Source organism: Brachybacterium sp. Marseille-Q7125, from assembly GCF_023062615.1.
Taxonomy (GTDB): Bacteria; Actinomycetota; Actinomycetes; order Actinomycetales; family Dermabacteraceae; genus Brachybacterium.
Genome location: NZ_JALLAL010000034.1, coordinates 21030 through 37023 on the forward strand (window position 1 = coordinate 21030; position 15994 = coordinate 37023).

Genomic DNA, 15994 nt, shown 5'->3' on the forward strand with positions numbered 1-15994 from the left:
CCGCGCGGACCCGGGCGCCCCATTCTGCGCGGGCAGCGGGGCGGCCCGGGTCAGCAGTCCGGGATCAGCGGGCCCCGGACTCGGCGTCCTCGGCCTCCGGGGCGGTGGGGGCCGCCTCGCCATCGGCGTGGGTGGCGTCCTCCGCGCGGGCCTGGGTCATGGACTGGATATCGATCTCCTCGGAGATCTCGGTCAGCTGGCCGTCCTTGCCGCGGCGGGCGAAGGTGAGCTCGCCCAGCGGCGCCTCCCCCTCGGCGTCCACGACGATCTCATCGCCCACCTGGACCTGGCCGAACAGGATGCGCTCGGAGAGCAGGTCCTCGATGTCCCGCTGGATGGTGCGGCGCAGCGGCCGCGCCCCCAGCACCGGGTCGTAGCCCTTGTCGGCCAGCAGGTTCTGTGCGGCCGGGGTGAGGGTGAGGGACATGTCCTTGTCGTCCAGGCGGTGGGAGAGCTTGGCGATCTCCAGGTCCACGATCTGCACGATCTCGGCGTGGGACAGCTGCGGGAACACCACGATGTCATCCACGCGGTTGAGGAACTCGGGCTTGAAGTGCTGCTTGAGCTCCTCATGCACCTTGGACTTCATCCGCTCGTAGTCGGTGGAGAGGTCCCCACCGGCGGTGAAGCCCATGGACACGCCCTTGGCGATGTCCCGGGTGCCGAGGTTCGTGGTCATGATGATGATGGTGTTCTTGAAGTCCACCAGGCGGCCCTGCGAGTCCGTCAGGCGGCCGTCCTCGAGGATCTGCAGCAGGGAGTTGAAGATGTCCACGTGGGCCTTCTCCACCTCGTCGAACAGCACCACGGAGAATGGCTTGCGGCGCACCTTCTCGGTGAGCTGGCCGCCCTCGTCGTAGCCGACGTAGCCGGGCGGGGAGCCGAACAGACGCGAGGCGGTGTGCTTCTCGCCGAACTCGGACATGTCCAGCTGGATGAGGGCGTCCTCGTCGCCGAACAGGAACTCCGCGAGCGCCTTGGCGAGCTCCGTCTTCCCCACGCCGGTGGGGCCGGCGAAGATGAACGAGCCGCCGGGGCGCTTGGGGTCCTTCAGACCTGCGCGGGTGCGGCGGATCGCCCGGGAGACGGCCTTGATCGCCTCGTCCTGGCCGATGACGCGCTTGTGCAGCTCGTCCTCCATGTGCAGCAGGCGCGAGGACTCCTCCTCGGTGAGCTTCACGATCGGGATGCCGGTGGAGGCGGCGAGGACCTCGGCGATGACCTCTTCGGTCACGGTGGTGACCGCATCGGATTCGCCGTGGCGCCAGGCCTTCTCCTTCTCGTCCCGCTCAGTCTTGAGGGTTTGCTCCTCATCGCGCAGCGAAGCGGCGAGCTCGAAGTTCTGCCCGTCGATCGCCTCTTCCTTCTTCGTACGCGCCTGCTCGATCTTGGCGTCGTACTCCTTGAGCTCCGGCGGCGCGGTGAGGCGACGGATGCGCAGGCGCGCCCCGGCCTCATCGATCAGGTCGATCGCCTTGTCCGGCAGGAAGCGGTCGTTGACGTAGCGGTCGGCGAGGTTCGCAGCGGAGACCAGCGCCCCGTCGGTGATGGTCACCTTGTGGTGCGCCTCGTAGCGGTCCCGCAGGCCCTTGAGGATCTCGATGGTCAGCGCCACGGAGGGCTGCTCCACCTGGATGGGCTGGAAGCGCCGCTCGAGCGCCGCATCCTTCTCGATGTGCTTGCGGTACTCCTCGAGCGTGGTCGCGCCGATGGTCTGCAGCTCACCGCGGGCCAGCATGGGCTTGAGGATGCTGGCGGCGTCGATCGCGCCCTCCGCCGCGCCGGCGCCCACGAGGGTGTGGATCTCATCGATGAACAGGATGATGTCCCCGCGGGTACGGATCTCCTTGAGGACCTTCTTGAGCCGTTCCTCGAAGTCGCCGCGGTAGCGGGAGCCGGCCACGAGGGATCCCAGGTCCAGCGTGTACAGCTGCTTGTCCTTGAGGGTCTCCGGCACGTCCCCGGCCACGATCGACTGGGCCAGGCCCTCGACCACGGCGGACTTACCCACGCCGGGCTCGCCGATCAGCACCGGGTTGTTCTTGGTGCGGCGGGAGAGCACCTGCATGACCCGTTCGGCCTCCATCTCGCGCCCGATCACCGGGTCGAGCTTGCCGTCGCGGGCGGCCTGCGTGAGGTTGCGGCCGAACTGATCCAGCACGAGCGACCCCGAGGGCTGCCCCTCCGGGGGACCGCCGGCGGTGGCCGGTTCCTTGCCCTGGTAGCCCGAGAGACGCTCGATGACCTCCTGGCGCACGGCCGACGGTTCGGCCTTCAGGCGCGAGAGGACCTTGACCGCGGTGCCCTCGCCCTCACGCAGCAGGCCCAACAGGATGTGCTCGGTGCCGATGTAGTTGTGGCCCAGCTGCAGCGCCTCGCGCAGGGACAGCTCGAGCACCTTCTTGGCGCGCGGGGTGAAGGGGATGTGGCCCGAGGGAGTCTGGTTGCCCTCGCCGATGATGTCGCGGACCTGCTCGCGCACGGCATCGAGGCTCACCCCGAGAGCCTCGAGCGCCTTCGCGCCCACGCCTTCGTTCTCGTGGATCAGGCCCAGCAGGATGTGCTCGGTGCCGATGTAGTTGTGGTTCAGCAGCCTGGCCTCGTCCTGCGCCAGGACGACGACGCGACGGGCCCGGTCGGTGAAGCGTTCGAACATGGTCCTCCCCATCCGTGGTGGTGATGGATCGAGAGTACGCGGCTTTCCCCCGCCAAAGCCCCGGTGTTCGCCGCGGGCGTGACGCGGCGACCTGCCCGGACGCTCACGTCGACGCTCCGCGGAGGGGCCCGACAAGACGATCCACCCACCACCTCCGGTGCGCGGGGAGCTGCAGAATGACTTGGGTCACCGGTCGACACCGTCGGCCCGGACGCCTGGGATGACGTCCCCGTACCCTGTACTGATCGCTTCCAGCGGCAGTCCCGCGGCGCCCTGCGCGACGCTCCCCTGCCGCCTCTATCTCGCGACACCCGTCCCGGCGCACCGGGGCGGGTGTCGTCTAGCATCGGACCATGGTTGACCGGCGCGGGCGCACCGGGCGGGGAGGAAGGCAATGATGTCGACACCGCATGCTGTGACGGACCGCGCGATCGACGCGATCAAGGAGATGATCGTCAGCGGCGAGCTGGGCCCGGGGGATCGCCTGGTGCCGGAGAAGGAGCTGGCTGAGCGGATCGGGGTGAGCCGCAACTCCCTGCGCGAGGCGGTCAAGGCACTGTCGGTGATCCGGGTGCTGGATGTGCGCCAGGGCGATGGCACCTACGTCACCTCGCTCGCCCCGAGCCTGCTGGTGGAGTCCTTGGCGTTCGTGCTGGATCTGCACCGTGGCTCCGGGGAGGAGCATGTGCTGGAGGTGCGGCGTCTGCTGGAGCCCACCGCGGTGGAGCAGGCCTGCCCGCATCTGGAGGTCGCGGATTTCGAGCAGCTCGAGCAGTTGATGGTGGATCTGAGTGAGCATTCGAGCGTGGAGGAGCTGGTGGAGGCCGATATCGCCTTCCACCAGCTGATCACCTCGCGCTGCCCGAACGCCTACCTGGTCTCGCTGCTGGAGGGCCTGGCCTCGGCGACCGCGCGCGCCCGCGTCTGGCGCGGGCTCACGGAGGGCTCAGCGGTGGAGACCACGCTGGCGGAGCATCGGCGGATCCTGGATGCGCTGCGCGCTGGCCGCGCGGATCTGGCGCGCGTGCATGCGGCGGCGCATATCGGGGCGGTCGAGAGCTGGGTGCTCAAGAACGCCGCGGTGCCCGAGTGATCACGCGGGGCGCGCCCCTCTGAACCCGGGACGCGCCCACCGCATCAGTCCCCCACGCGGCGGTAGATCCGCTCGGCGGTGCCGCGGAGAATCTGCGTCTGCTCGGTGAGCTCAAGCTGCCCGATGAGATCCCGCAGCGCGGTCGTGCCCGCCGCGAGGTCAAAGGGCTGCGGGGCGATCGGCCAGTCACTGCCCCACAGCAGGCGCTCCGGGCCGAAGTGCTCGAGTGCCACGTCGACGGCGCGGCGCAGATCATGCGGGGCCTGCTCGGCGCCGATGCCGCTCGTCGCAAGCCCGGAGAGCTTGGCGACCGTATGCGGCCGGTGGGAGAGATCGCGCAGCTGGCGCTCCCACCGCCCCATCGCCTCACCGTCGCCGAACGGCGGCTTGCCCAGGTGGTCGAGGACGATCACAAGGCCCTCGACGGCGTCGGCCACCTCCGCGGCCTGGACGAGGTGGCGCGGGTAGGCATCTGGCACATCCAGCGGCAGACCCGCCGCGGCGAGCCGGGCTAGGGACTCCCGCACCGCGGGCCGGTCCAGGTACCCGGGATCGGGGTGGTCGTGGATCAGCTGGCGCACCCCCACCACATGGGTGAGGGCCGACGGGTCGGCGAGCAGCTCGGCGAGCTGCGCGGGCTGCTCGAGCGGCAGCCAGGCCACCACATCGGCCCGCCTGATCGGAGTGTCATCCGCTTCGATGCGCGCCGCCGCGGCCTGCATGGCCTGGGTGTCGGCGAGGGTGTCATCGGCCTGGACGAGCACCGCGCGGGTGACGTCGAGAGCGGTGAGCTGCGGTGCGGCCTCCTCCCAGGTGGCGCTGCGGCGCAGGGCCGCGGGTGCGCCCTCGAGCCAGCCGTAGCCGGGTCCGTCGAGGTTCCACAGGTGCAGATGGGCGTCGGTGGTACCGGTGGCAGGCGGGGCGGCGGGGATGTCTTCACGCATCGATCTGCTCCCACAGCTGCGCGGGAATCGGGCGGCGGGCGCGGGCGATGTTCTGGCGCACCTGCTCGGGAGTGCGCATGCCGAGCACCACGGAGCTGATCGCCGGGTGACGCAGCGGATACTGCACGGCCAGGTCCGGCAGCTCGACGCCATGGGCCCGGGCGAGGTCTGCGAGGGCACGGGCGCGGGCGAGCAGCGGCGCGGAGGCGGCGCTGTACTCGTAGCGGGCGTCGTCACTCACTTCGGCGCGGGCGAGGATCCCGGAGTTGAACACGCTGACGGCAACGACCTGCACGTCGTGCTCGAGGCAGGCGGGCAGCAGCTCGGCGGCGGCGGGCTGTTCGAGCAGGGTGTAGCGGCCGGAGAGCATGATGACGTCGCACAGCCCGGTGCGCACCGCGCGGGTGAGGATGGCCGCGTCCTTCGAGCCGACGCCGACGTGCCTGATCAGCCCCTCTTCCCGCATCGCGGCGAGAGTGGGCAGGGCCTCGGCGAAGGCCTGTTCGGTGGGGCCCTCCTCGGGGTCGTGCAGGTAGAGGATGTCCACGCGCTCGAGTCCCAGGCGCTCGAGGGATTCGGCGTGGCTGCGGCGGATGCCGGTCTCACTCATGTCCCAGGCGCGCACGTGATGGTTCGGCACCGAGAAGTCGTGGGCCATGTCGTCGCCGTCCCCGGGACCGGGCAGCAGCAGACGTCCCACCTTGGTGGACAGCAGGTACTCATCACGCGGGTAGGGCTTGAGGAGCGCCCCGAGTCGCTGTTCGGAGGTACCGATGCCGTAGTGCGGGGCGGTGTCGAACAGCCGGATTCCGCCCTCCCACGCGGTCTCGACGGCGCCACGGGCTTCTGCGTCGGTGGTGACGCGGTAGAGGTTCCCCAGCTGCGCGGCTCCGAAGCCGAGCTGCGGCAGGACGGGCGCCCGGCTCACTGGCCCGCCTCGGGGCCCTGCGGGGCGGGCGGCTGCTCGGGCAGGGACCACACGTGCTCGATGCCATGGTCGTCACCGTCATAGGAGTCAGCGACCTCAAGGAACTGGTTGATGTGCTCCTGCCAGCGCTGATTGGCGGGATCCGCGGCGAGGGCGCGGCGCATGGCGGTGTAGTCCTCGACCTCCACCAGGTGGAACAGGTCGCGGCCGTCGCGCCAGATCCGCCAGGACTGCACGCCGGCGCGGCGCATCGCTGGGTCGAGGTCGGCGGGGATCTGCTGGTGCTCGCGCACGTAGTCGGCTTCGTGGCCGGCGGCGATGCGGGTGTGCAGGGCGATGGTCTCCATCGGGGGTCTCCTCGTGCGTCGCGGTCTCGTGGTCGTGCTCTCGAAGCTGCGGGAGTTCAGGCTGCGGTGCGGTCGGCGGGATCCTGCCACACCGCGCCGTCGGGGAAGAGATGCGCGGTGATCGAGGCGTCGTGCATGCGGGCGCCGGATCCGGGCCGACGGGGCGCCTGGTAGGCGCCGTCCACGATCTCGACGGGGTCCTCGAAGTGCTCGTGGAGGTGGTCGACGAACTCAATGATCCGCTCGGGCTTCTCCCCGGCGATCGCGGCCGCATCGAGGAAGGCGTAGTGCTGGACCAGCTCGCACAGCCCCACGCCGCCCGCATGCGGGCACACGGGCACGTCGAACTTCGCGGCGAGCAGCAGAATGGCGAGGTTCTCGCACACCCCGCCCACGCGCGTGGCGTCCAGCTGCAGTACGTCCAGGGCGCCTGCCTGCAGGAACTGCTTGGCGAGGATCGCGTTCTGCATCATCTCGCCGGTGGCGACCGGCACCGGCGCCACGCCCCGACGGATCGCGGCATGGGCGAGGAGATCGTCGGGGCTGGTGGGCTCCTCGATCCAGGCGGGTTCGAACTCGGCCAGGTGCCGCATCCAGGTGATCGCCTCCTCGACGCCCCAGCGCTGGTTCGCGTCAGTCGCGATCGGGTACCCCGACCCCATCTCCTGGCGGGCGATGCGCATCCTCCGCACATCGTCCTCGAGGTCTGCGCCCACCTTGAGCTTCACCATCCCGAAGCCCTCCGCGCGGGCCTCGTGCAGCAGGCGCCGCAGCTTCTCATCGCTGTAGCCGAGCCACCCCGGCGTGGTGGTGTAGGCGGGAACGCCATGCTCGAGCAGGTGGGCGATGCGTTCGGCTTTGCCGTCCTGGGCGCGCTCGAGAATCTCGAGCGCCTCCTCACGGGTCAGTGCATCGCCGAGGTAGCGGAGGTCCACGAGGTCCACCAGTTCCTTGGGCGACAGCTCGGCCAGCAGCAGCCACAGTGGCTTCCCCTCGCGGCGGGCACGCAGGTCGAACGCGGCGTTGACCACCGCGCCGATGGCCATGTGCATGACGCCCTTGCCGGGCCCCAGCCAGCGCAGCTGCGAATCGCCCATGAGCTCGCGGGAGAAACCTCCGAGGTCCGCGAGCAGCTCCTCGACGTCGCGGCCCACCACGTGACCGGCGAGTGCCTCGATCGCTGCGCACTGCACGTCATTGCCGCGGCCGATGGTGAACACCAGGCCATCGCCGTGGTCGCCGTCGCTCGTGTGCAGCTCCACGTAGGCCGCCGAGTAGTCCGGGTCCGGGTTCATCGCGTCCGATCCGGAGAGATCTCGCGAGGTGGGGAAGCGGACGTCGCGCACCCGCAGCTCGGTGATGGTGAAGGTGGTGGACACGGGGGCTCCTCGGCTCATGGGATCATCGGACAGGTGCAGTGCTCCACTCTGAGCAGCAAGTCACCGCTCGCAGGACCCACATCGAGTCCTCCGATGTTTCAATCACAGTAGAAGTCGGAGGACTGGAATGCAAGCAGCGCAGCCTGCACGCCGACACCTCCGACGTGCGCGCCTCCATCCAGGTCGCAACCGGATCAACGCGAACCCCAGACGCACGGTTCAGGGTAGCTATCGCGCTCCCCCGCTCCCAGCTGTGACGGGATTGTCATCCGATGCCCGGTTGACAGACCTCCGACCATTGCTCACGACGGTCCCACTGTTCCTCGAAGATGAGGCTAGGAAGAGGCTTCGATGTCCATCGCTTCGCGAGCCGAGACCCCGGCGACCGCCGGAAAGAGCGCCGCGCACTCAGCCACCCTCGCGCTCGCCTGCGGCGCAGCGGCCACGGCTGCCCCGGGGCCGCGCCCCGCAGCAGGATGATCCCCGTCGGCGCTGAGCCGTCCGGACCGGGTCTTCCCCCGCTGCTGCGCGCGGACGTCGCGCCGCGCCGCTCAGGCAGCGTCGGGCCGCTCAGTGGTGGCGCGGTAGGCGATGTCGGCATCGGGCACCGGGGCGCCGGTCGCGTCGTGCACCCGCGCGGCCTCGAGCACGGGGCTGTCGCCCTCAAGCTCAACGCGCAGCTCGGCGGCGCGCACGGGCTGTTCGAGCCGGTGGATGCGGCGTATACCAATGGTGCCGCCGGAGGCGAGGACAGTGCCGCCCTCATGCAGCACTCGATGCGCGCTCACACGCTGCCCGTCCTCGAGGCGCTCAACGAGCTCGATGTGGTCGAAGGTCTGCTCCCCGCCGAGATCGATGCGGACCGAGTTGCCTTCTTGCCGCACCGTCCCCTCGGTCGGGGACCCGAAGCGAGCCTCGAGCGCAGCAGCGAACTCCGCCACTCGCGCCGCATCCTCCGGGTCGATCCGTCCGCGCGGATCCGGTGGGATGTTCAGCAGCAGGTTCGCGCCCAGGCCGATCGAACGGTCGTGGATGGCGAGCAGGTGCGCGAGGGATTTGGGCTCCTCCCCCTCCTGCCAGAACCAGCCACGGCGCAGCGACACATCGCACTCCGGCGGCAGGTAGCGCGCCTCGGCGGTCTCCAGCACGTCCTCGTCATAGTTGTTGAGGTCGGTGGAGGTGGTCACGTAGTGGACCGGGTCGGCGGCCAGACCGTCCTCATTGCCCACCCAGCGGATGGTGGCCGGCCCCATGTTGAACACCATGGCGCCCGGCTGCAGCTCGTCGATGAGCGCGCCGATCGACTCCCAGTCGTATTCACGGCCCGCGGAGCCAGCGCCGTCGAACCACAGCTCGTACAGCTCTCCGTAGTTCGTGCACAGCTCCCGCAGCTGGCGCAGGTAGAACTCGTCGTACCGCGCAGGATCGTCATACTCGGGGGCGTGGCGGTCCCAGGGCGACAGGTACAGCCCGAGCTTCACCCCGTGCCGACGGGCGGCATCGGCGACCTCGGCGACAAGGTCTCCCTTCCCGTCTCGCCACGGGGAGGAGGCGACGGAGTAGTCCGTGGTGGCGGTGGGCCACAGGCAGAAGCCGTCATGGTGCTTCGCGGTCAGCACGACGTACCGTGCGCCGAGGTCGCGGGCGGTGCGCACCCACTCATCGGCGTCCAGGTCACTGGGATTGAAGCTCGACGCCGGGAGCGTCCCATCGGACCATTCGACCCCGGCGAAGGTGTTCACACCCACATGGAAGAAGACGCCGAGCCCGTCACGTTGCCAGGTCAGCTGCGCGGGCGTCGGCCGAAGCGGCAGAAAGTCCATGCGCACCATTTCACCAAAGATCGGGTGTTTAGGGAAGCGGAGGGTCTCATCGCGGGAAGCTCACCGGTGCCCGCGGGCTACGCTGGTCCGCATGCCTTCCCCCGACGCGCGCCCCGGCCCCTCTCAGGTTCCGACGTGGGTGCTGCGCGCCAATGAAGCGATCGACGCGCTGCTCCTCGCCGTCCGTATCCAGCTGACCTGGCTGCTGCTGACCCTGCTGGGTGCGGTGGTGCTGGGCATTGCCCCGGCCACCGCCGCTGCCGGAGATGCGTTCCTCGCCGCCCGGCACGGCGCGCGCGTGCGCGTGCTGCCGCTGATGTGGGACAGCTGGAAGCGGGAGTTCGCGCCCGCGAACCTGCGGATGCTGCCGCTGCTGATCGTGCAGGCGGGGGCGCTGGCCATGCTGTGGATCATCATGGGCGGCGGCGTGCCCGGCTCGGTTCCCGCCCTGCTGCTGTCCGGGGCTGCGGTGATCAGCGCCGCCTGGTCCACCGTGTCTCTCGCGATCCTCGCCGTCGTGCCGCGCACCCGTCGGCAGGACCTCATCACCTCCTGGCGGCTCGCCCTGCTGCTGCCCGCGATGGTGCCCCTGCGGTTCATCGGCCTCATCCTGCTGCTGGTGGCGTGGACAGCGCTGTGCACCGTGGCACCGCCGCTCGCCCTGCTGTTCGGTGCGGCGGTCGCGGTACGGATCGCCGTGTGGCTGCTGAGCCTGCACCTGGAGGTCCTACTCGAGGACCTCGCCGCGACCGCGCGGGCGAATGCCCGCGCGCGCAGCTGAACACCGAACCCACGGTGCAGCCGCGCCCGTGGTCCCGCGGCGGAGGGATACGCTGGTGCACATGACCGCCCGGGGCGTCATGGACGCCCGGTGACGAGCAGCGAACGGAGAGAGATGACCCATCTGGACGTGAGCCGCGCTGATGCGGTGCTGATCGGCGGCGGGATCGCGAGCGCCACCCTCGCCGCGATGCTCACGGAGCTTGAGCCCGACTGGAACGTGGTGGTCCTGGAGCGCCTGGATCAGCTGGGCGCGGAGTCCTCCGATGCCTGGAACAACGCCGGCACCGGCCACAGCGCACTGTGCGAGCTGAACTACACCCCGCAGGACGTGGACGGCTCCGTCAGCCCCGCCAAGGCGATCTCCATCAACGAGCAGTTCCAGGTCTCCCGCCAGTTCTGGGCCCACCTGGTGGAAAACGACCGCATCGGCGATCCCTCCTCCTTCATCCACACCGTGCCGCATATGAGCTTCGTGCACGGCCTGGAGAACGCGGACTACCTGCGACGGCGCCACGAGGCACTGGTGGCGAACCCCCTGTTCGACCGCATGGAGTTCACCACCGAGCACGCGCAGCTGGCCGCCTGGGCACCGCTGGTCAGCGACGGCCGCCCAGTCACCGAGTCGATCGCCGCCACCCGCTCCCCCGACGGCACCGATGTGGACTTCGGGTCGCTCACCCGCGAGATGCTCGCCTTCGCCGAACGCGCTGGCACCACCGTGAAGACCTCCACCGAGGTGGTGGATCTGCGACGCATGGGCTCCGACTGGGGCGTCATGGCCCGCTCCACCTCGAGCGGTGACATGCACGTCGTCCGGGCACCGTTCGTGTTCGTCGGCGCCGGCGGGTACGCCCTGCCGCTGCTGCAGCGCTCCGGGATCGAGGAGATCCGCGGCTTCGGCGGCTTCCCCATCTCCGGGCAGTGGCTGCGCTGCACGAACCCTGAGGTGATTGCTCGGCACGACGCGAAGGTGTACGGCAAGGCCGCCGTCGGCGCCCCGCCCATGTCGGTCCCCCACCTGGACACCCGTTATGTGAACGGCGAGCGTTCCCTGCTGTTCGGCCCCTACGCCGGCTGGACCCCGAAGTTCCTCAAGACCGGACGCTGGACGGACCTGCTTCAGTCCGTGAAGCCCAGCAACGTCACCCACATGATGGCCGTCGCCCCGCCGAACCTTGACCTCATGGTGTACCTGGGCTCTCAGCTCGCCGCCACGCGGCATCAGCGTTTCACGGCGCTGCTGGAGTACATGCCCTCCGCCGAGGAATCGGACTGGGAGCAGATCACCGCCGGACAGCGGGTGCAGGTGATCGCCCCGGACAAGACCAAGCACGGGGTGCTGCAGTTCGGCACGCAGCTGATCACCGCGGCCGATGGGTCGATCGGCGGGATGCTCGGCGCCTCCCCCGGCGCCTCCACCGCCACCTCCATCATGCTGCGGCTGCTGGAGAAGATGCTCCCCGAGCGGATCGAGCGCTGGCGCCCGCAGATCACCCAGATGGTGCCCTCCTGGGGCACAGATCTCTCCGCGGACCGCGAGCTGGCCCACCGCACCCTCGAACACACTGCCGCGGCGCTGGGCCTGGAGCACTGATCGCAGCCACGCCGCCCACCTGAGAGCGCAACCCCCGACTGTGAGGAGCACGGATGCGGATCTCCCTGATGACCACCTGCCTGGTGGATGTGATGGCCCCCGATGTGGCGCGCTCCACTGTGCTGCTGCTGGAGCGGCTCGGCCACGAGGTGGTGTTCGATGAGCGCCAGACCTGCTGCGGGCAGATGCACACCAACTCCGGCTACTACACGGAAGCTGCCCCGGTGGTGCGCTCCTTCGTGGACACCTTCGAGCCGGCCCTCGAAGAGGTCGATGCGATCGTCATGCCCTCGGGGTCCTGCACCGGCTGCGTGCGCGACCAGCACGCCCTCGTGGCCCGCCACGAAGGAGACGCCCAGCTCGAGGAGCGTGCGGCACGGGTCGCGGCGAAGACCTACGAACTCTCCGAGCTGCTCGTGGACGTGCTGAAGGTGACCGACGTGGGGGCGTACTTCCCGCACTCGGTGACCTACCACCCCACCTGCCACTCCATGCGGTTCCTCAAAGTGGGGCCGCGCCCGCTGAAGCTGCTGCGCGCCGTGGAGGGCATCGAGGTGAAGAACCTGCCCAGCTCCGATACCTGCTGCGGCTTCGGCGGCACCTTCTCGGTGAAGAACGACGCCACGAGCGATGCGATGGTCACCGATAAGGCCAGTAACGTCGTGGCCAGCGGCGCAGAGTACGTGGTGGCCGGGGACGCGTCGTGCCTGATGAACATCGGCGGGAAACTGCACCGCACCGGCCATGGCAGCAGCGGGCCGCGTGCCATCCATCTGGCGCAGATCCTCGCCTCCACCCGCGAGCAGCCGTTCGTCCCCGCGGACACCATCCTCGGGAGGGCCTCATGAGCACCGTCGATCTGGGCATTCCGACCTTCCGCCCCCAGCACGCCTCGCCGTCCTCGCATCTGCGGGGCGAGCGCCTGTTCCCCGATGCCGCGCGGGAGGATCTGCAGAACTCGACGCAGCGGGCGAACCTCGCGCACGCCACCGAGACGATCCTCGCCAAGCGCGCCGCCGTGGTGCGCGAGATGCGGGACTGGCAGAAGCTCCGCAGCGCCGGCAGCGCCCTGAAGTGGCAGGTCACCGACCATCTGCCGGAGCTGCTGGAACAGCTGGAGGAGAAGGTCACAGCCGCCGGTGGCGTCGTGCACTGGGCGCGCGACGCCGAGGAAGCCGGAGAGATCGTCACCTCCCTGGTGCTTGAGCGTGGCGCCTCCGAGGTGCTGAAGGTCAAGTCGATGGCCACCCAGGAGATCGCGCTGAACGAGACCCTCGCCGCGGCGGGGATCCGCGCGATCGAATCGGATCTCGCCGAGCTCATCGTGCAGCTCGCTGAGGACACCCCCTCCCACATCCTGGTGCCCGCGATCCACCGCAACCGCGCCGAGATCCGCGAGATCTTCCTGGCGGCCATGCCGGACCTGGATCCCTCGATCACCGATGACCCCGCGGAGCTCGCCGAGGCGGCCCGCCGCTTCCTGCGTGAGAAGTTCCTGGATATGCCCGGCTCGGTGGCGATCTCCGGGGCGAACTTCGCCGTCGCCGAGACCGGGACCCTCGCGGTCGTGGAGTCCGAGGGCAACGGCCGGATGTGCCTGACGCTGCCGCGGACCCTCATCTCCGTGGTGGGGATCGAGAAGATCATCCCCACCTTCGAGGATCTCGAGGTGTTCCTGCAGCTGCTGCCGCGCTCCTCCACCGGCGAGCGGATGAACCCGTACACCACGCTGTTCACCGGCGTGCACGAGGGAGATGGCCCGCAGGAGTTCCACCTGGTGCTGCTGGACAACGGTCGCTCCGCCGTGCTCGCCGATCCCGAGGGCCGCAGCGCCCTGCACTGCATCCGCTGCTCCGCCTGCCTGAACGTGTGCCCCGTGTATGCGCGCACCGGCGGACATGCCTACGGTTCCACCTATCCCGGCCCGATCGGCGCGATCCTCACCCCCCAGATGACCGGAACGATCGGCACCGACGACCCCTCGGCCGCACTCCCCTATGCCTCGAGCCTGTGCGGGGCCTGCTCGGATGTGTGCCCGGTGAAGATCGACTTCCCCTCGATCCTGGTGCATCTGCGGGCGAAGGACGTGGACCGTCGCCGCGCCACCCGCGGCGAATTCCGCTCCCCCTGGGACCGGGCGCTGCAGGGAGCCGGGAAACTCATGAGCTCCCCACGCGCCTACGACATCGCGGTCCGTTCCGCCGGGCCGCTGACCGGAATGCTGCCCGGCACGACCATCGGCCCGCTGCCGAAGATCGTGCCGCTCGTGACCGGCTGGACCGACCACCGTGATCTGCCGCAGCCGGGCCCATCATTCCGTAGCTGGTGGAAGAACCGCCCCGCCCCGGCGACGACGCAGCAGGCGACGGAGTCGGACGGCTCGACAGGATCCACGGAGCAGGCGGCGTCGGCAGGGTCTGCGGAGAACCGTGACAGCGAGGAGCAGGCATGAGCAGCTGGCAGGACCGCCGCCCCACCCGCACTCCCGGGGTGAGCGCGAAAGAGGAGATCCTCGGACGGCTGCGCACCGCCCTCGCGGTGCCGCGCCGCGATGCGGTGACCGAGGCGGACGATGTGCCGCGCACCTACCAGCGGGCCGATGACCGCCAGGAGGTCTCCACCGATCCCGCGAAGGTGCGCGCCGTGCTCATCGACCGGCTCGAGGACTACACCGCGACCGTCCACCGCACCACGCCCGAGCAGGCGGGAGAGACCATCGCCCGCGCCCTGGAGGGGGCGCGCAGCATCGTCGTGCCAGACGGACTGCCCACGCCGTGGACCGAGCAGCTCACGGCCACGGTGACCACCGACGACGGCACCGCCTCCCCGCGCGAGCTCGACCAGGTCGATGCCGTCATCACCGGCTGCCACACGGCGATCGCGATCACCGGCACGCTCGTGCTGCGGGCCGATGGGCGCGGCGGCCGCCGCGCGATCACCCTCATCCCGGACCATCACGTGGTCGTGGTCGAGGCTGATCAGGTGGTGCTCGGCGTCCCGAAGGCCATCGAGCGCATGGGGGAGGAACCCACGGCGCCGTGGACGCTGATCTCCGGCCCCTCGGCCACGAGCGACATCGAGCTCAGCCGCGTCGAGGGCGTGCATGGGCCGCGCCGCCTGGACGTGGTGCTCATCGAGCCCACCCCGGAGCCGGACCCTGCTGCAGAGCCGAAGCCTGGCGCAGAGCCAAAACCCGCCGCGAAGAAGCCGCCCGCCCAGAAGAGCACGCCGCACCGCCCCACCGCGAAGGAGCAGGACGCATGACCGAACACGAGACCGCCGCGGCACGCTCCCGCGGGAACCTGCTGACGCTCGAGGCCGGGGAGTATCGCGCGGAGATCTCCACGCTCGGCGCCACGGTCGAGTCCCTCACCGTGGGCGGCCGGGATCTGCTGGTGCGCAATCCCGAGACGGGGCCGATGCTGTTCTACCGCGGCGCGGTCATCGCTCCATGGCCCAACCGGATCGGCGATGGCCGGTACACGTGGGACGGTCAGGAGCTGCAGACCCCGATCACCGAGGTGGAGCGCGGCAATGCCCTGCACGGCCTGATCTCCTTCCAGCCTTTCGCCCCTGCGACCCTCGCCGAGGACGAGGTGGTGCTGCGCAGTGAGCTGTATCCCACCACCGGGTACCCCTTCCACCTGCTGCTGACGGTGCATCACGCCCTGGATCCTGAGGCGGGCCTGACCACGTCGGTGACCGCACGGAACATCGGCGCGGCGGATGCCCCCTTTGGCACGTGCCCCCACCCCTACCTGGTCGCCGGCCCCGAGGCGCTCGATACGTGGACCCTGCAGGTCACCGCCGGGCAGGTGCTCGAGGTGACCGCGGATCGTCTGCTGCCCACCGGCACGGCGGACGTCACCCCGGGCAGTGAGTTCGACTTCTCCGCGGGCCGCGTGATCGGCGCCCAGGAGATCGACCACGCCTTCACCGCTCTGGCCCGTGATGCGCAGGGGCTCTGGCGTGTCACCGTCACCGCTCCCGGCGGCACCGGCGTAGAGCTGACGGCCGGGGAGGAGTGCCCGTGGCTGCAGCTGCACACGGCCGATCGACCCGAGCCGGAGCATCACCGTCTGGGTCTGGCCGTGGAGCCTATGACCTGCCCGCCCGATGCCTTCCGCAGCGGCATCGATGTGGTGCGCCTGGCCCCCGGCGGTGAGCACGAGGCGTCCTGGAGCATTCGCGGCTGGTGAGCGCCCAGCGCACGTGCGGCTCTGCGGCGGGTCAGCACTGGGGTGAGTGCTAAGGCCGCCTGCAGCTGCGCAGCGTCTCTGCACAGCAACGGGGTCTTTGCACAGCAACGGGCCCGCACCACCTGACTTGCACTGGTTTAGTGTGTCAACGCGTCGAGTAGGTTTCTGGCCTCGTCGGTGATTTCTGGCTGGGCGGTGATGTGCTGGCCGGCGATCGAGATGGTCACTTCTCGTAGCGGGCGCAGGAT

13 protein-coding genes are annotated in these 15994 nt (G+C 69.9%); 7 read left to right on the top strand and 6 right to left on the bottom strand.

Translation table 11 applies throughout. The annotated features are described in order from the left end of the window. Positions 1-64 precede the first annotated feature (64 nt). Positions 65-2656, bottom strand: coding sequence for an ATP-dependent Clp protease ATP-binding subunit (locus tag MU407_RS09595; RefSeq protein WP_246956920.1), 2592 nt, complete (start codon positions 2654-2656; stop codon positions 65-67). A 397-nt stretch (positions 2657-3053) separates the two neighbouring features. Between MU407_RS09595 and MU407_RS09600 the strand changes: the two genes are divergently transcribed. Further along, a complete protein-coding gene (locus MU407_RS09600; RefSeq protein WP_102237102.1) occupies positions 3054-3749 on the top strand; it encodes a FadR/GntR family transcriptional regulator in 696 nt (231 codons plus the stop codon). A 44-nt stretch (positions 3750-3793) separates the two neighbouring features. Here MU407_RS09600 and MU407_RS09605 read toward each other — a convergent pair whose 3' ends face one another. The 5 genes from MU407_RS09605 to MU407_RS09625 form a co-directional block, all read right to left on the bottom strand. Beyond that, positions 3794-4693: an amidohydrolase family protein gene (locus MU407_RS09605; protein ID WP_246956922.1), complete on the bottom strand. Its 900-nt coding sequence runs from the start codon at positions 4691-4693 to the stop codon at positions 3794-3796. Further along, positions 4686-5621 carry an aldo/keto reductase gene (locus tag MU407_RS09610; RefSeq protein WP_246956924.1) on the bottom strand — a complete coding sequence of 312 codons (936 nt, stop codon included), beginning with the start codon at positions 5619-5621 and terminating at the stop codon, positions 4686-4688. Before MU407_RS09610 ends, MU407_RS09605 begins: the two co-directional genes overlap by 8 nt. Then, on the bottom strand, positions 5618-5968 hold the full coding sequence (locus tag MU407_RS09615; protein WP_102237056.1) for an L-rhamnose mutarotase: 351 nt from the start codon (positions 5966-5968) through the stop codon (positions 5618-5620). Before MU407_RS09615 ends, MU407_RS09610 begins: the two co-directional genes overlap by 4 nt. A gap of 56 nt (positions 5969-6024) precedes the next feature. Next, positions 6025-7347 (bottom strand): enolase C-terminal domain-like protein, encoded by a 1323-nt coding sequence (locus MU407_RS09620; protein WP_246956926.1) that lies wholly within the window; start codon positions 7345-7347, stop codon positions 6025-6027. Positions 7348-7898: 551 nt separating this feature from the next. Then, a complete protein-coding gene (locus MU407_RS09625) occupies positions 7899-9170 on the bottom strand; it encodes an alpha-L-fucosidase (protein ID WP_246956928.1) in 1272 nt (423 codons plus the stop codon). 91 nt (positions 9171-9261) lie between these two features. On the opposite strand from MU407_RS09625, the gene MU407_RS09630 reads away from it, so the two are divergent. The 6 genes from MU407_RS09630 to MU407_RS09655 all read left to right on the top strand — a co-directional run bounded on the left by MU407_RS09630 (position 9262) and on the right by MU407_RS09655 (position 15746). Beyond that, a complete protein-coding gene (locus MU407_RS09630) occupies positions 9262-9951 on the top strand; it encodes a DUF624 domain-containing protein (RefSeq protein ID WP_102237061.1) in 690 nt (229 codons plus the stop codon). A 114-nt stretch (positions 9952-10065) separates the two neighbouring features. Further along, positions 10066-11547 (top strand): malate:quinone oxidoreductase, encoded by a 1482-nt coding sequence (locus MU407_RS09635; RefSeq protein ID WP_246956930.1) that lies wholly within the window; start codon positions 10066-10068, stop codon positions 11545-11547. 53 nt (positions 11548-11600) lie between these two features. Further along, positions 11601-12395, top strand: a complete 795-nt coding sequence (locus MU407_RS09640; protein ID WP_246956933.1) for a (Fe-S)-binding protein — start codon at positions 11601-11603, stop codon at positions 12393-12395. After that, entirely contained in the window at positions 12392-13999 is a 1608-nt protein-coding gene (locus tag MU407_RS09645; RefSeq protein WP_246956934.1) for a lactate utilization protein B, read from the top strand. Before MU407_RS09640 ends, MU407_RS09645 begins: the two co-directional genes overlap by 4 nt. Then, positions 13996-14811 (top strand): LUD domain-containing protein, encoded by an 816-nt coding sequence (locus MU407_RS09650; protein WP_246956938.1) that lies wholly within the window; start codon positions 13996-13998, stop codon positions 14809-14811. Before MU407_RS09645 ends, MU407_RS09650 begins: the two co-directional genes overlap by 4 nt. After that, positions 14808-15746, top strand: coding sequence for an aldose 1-epimerase family protein (locus MU407_RS09655; RefSeq protein ID WP_246956941.1), 939 nt, complete (start codon positions 14808-14810; stop codon positions 15744-15746). Before MU407_RS09650 ends, MU407_RS09655 begins: the two co-directional genes overlap by 4 nt. Positions 15747-15994: the final 248 nt, after the last annotated feature.

Bases quoted from the DNA above. Each gene is read 5' to 3' on its own strand.
- MU407_RS09655 (WP_246956941.1), top strand. From the start codon at position 14,808: ATGACCGAACACGAGACCGCCGCGGCACGCTCCCGCGGGAACCTGCTG.
- MU407_RS09635 (WP_246956930.1), top strand. From the start codon at position 10,066: ATGACCCATCTGGACGTGAGCCGCGCTGATGCGGTGCTGATCGGCGGC.
- MU407_RS09630 (WP_102237061.1), top strand. From the start codon at position 9,262: ATGCCTTCCCCCGACGCGCGCCCCGGCCCCTCTCAGGTTCCGACGTGG.
- MU407_RS09645 (WP_246956934.1), top strand. From the start codon at position 12,392: ATGAGCACCGTCGATCTGGGCATTCCGACCTTCCGCCCCCAGCACGCC.
- MU407_RS09650 (WP_246956938.1), top strand. From the start codon at position 13,996: ATGAGCAGCTGGCAGGACCGCCGCCCCACCCGCACTCCCGGGGTGAGC.
- MU407_RS09600 (WP_102237102.1), top strand. From the start codon at position 3,054: ATGTCGACACCGCATGCTGTGACGGACCGCGCGATCGACGCGATCAAG.
- MU407_RS09640 (WP_246956933.1), top strand. From the start codon at position 11,601: ATGCGGATCTCCCTGATGACCACCTGCCTGGTGGATGTGATGGCCCCC.
- MU407_RS09615 (WP_102237056.1), bottom strand. From the start codon at position 5,968: ATGGAGACCATCGCCCTGCACACCCGCATCGCCGCCGGCCACGAAGCC.
- MU407_RS09625 (WP_246956928.1), bottom strand. From the start codon at position 9,170: ATGGACTTTCTGCCGCTTCGGCCGACGCCCGCGCAGCTGACCTGGCAA.
- MU407_RS09605 (WP_246956922.1), bottom strand. From the start codon at position 4,693: ATGCGTGAAGACATCCCCGCCGCCCCGCCTGCCACCGGTACCACCGAC.
- MU407_RS09595 (WP_246956920.1), bottom strand. From the start codon at position 2,656: ATGTTCGAACGCTTCACCGACCGGGCCCGTCGCGTCGTCGTCCTGGCG.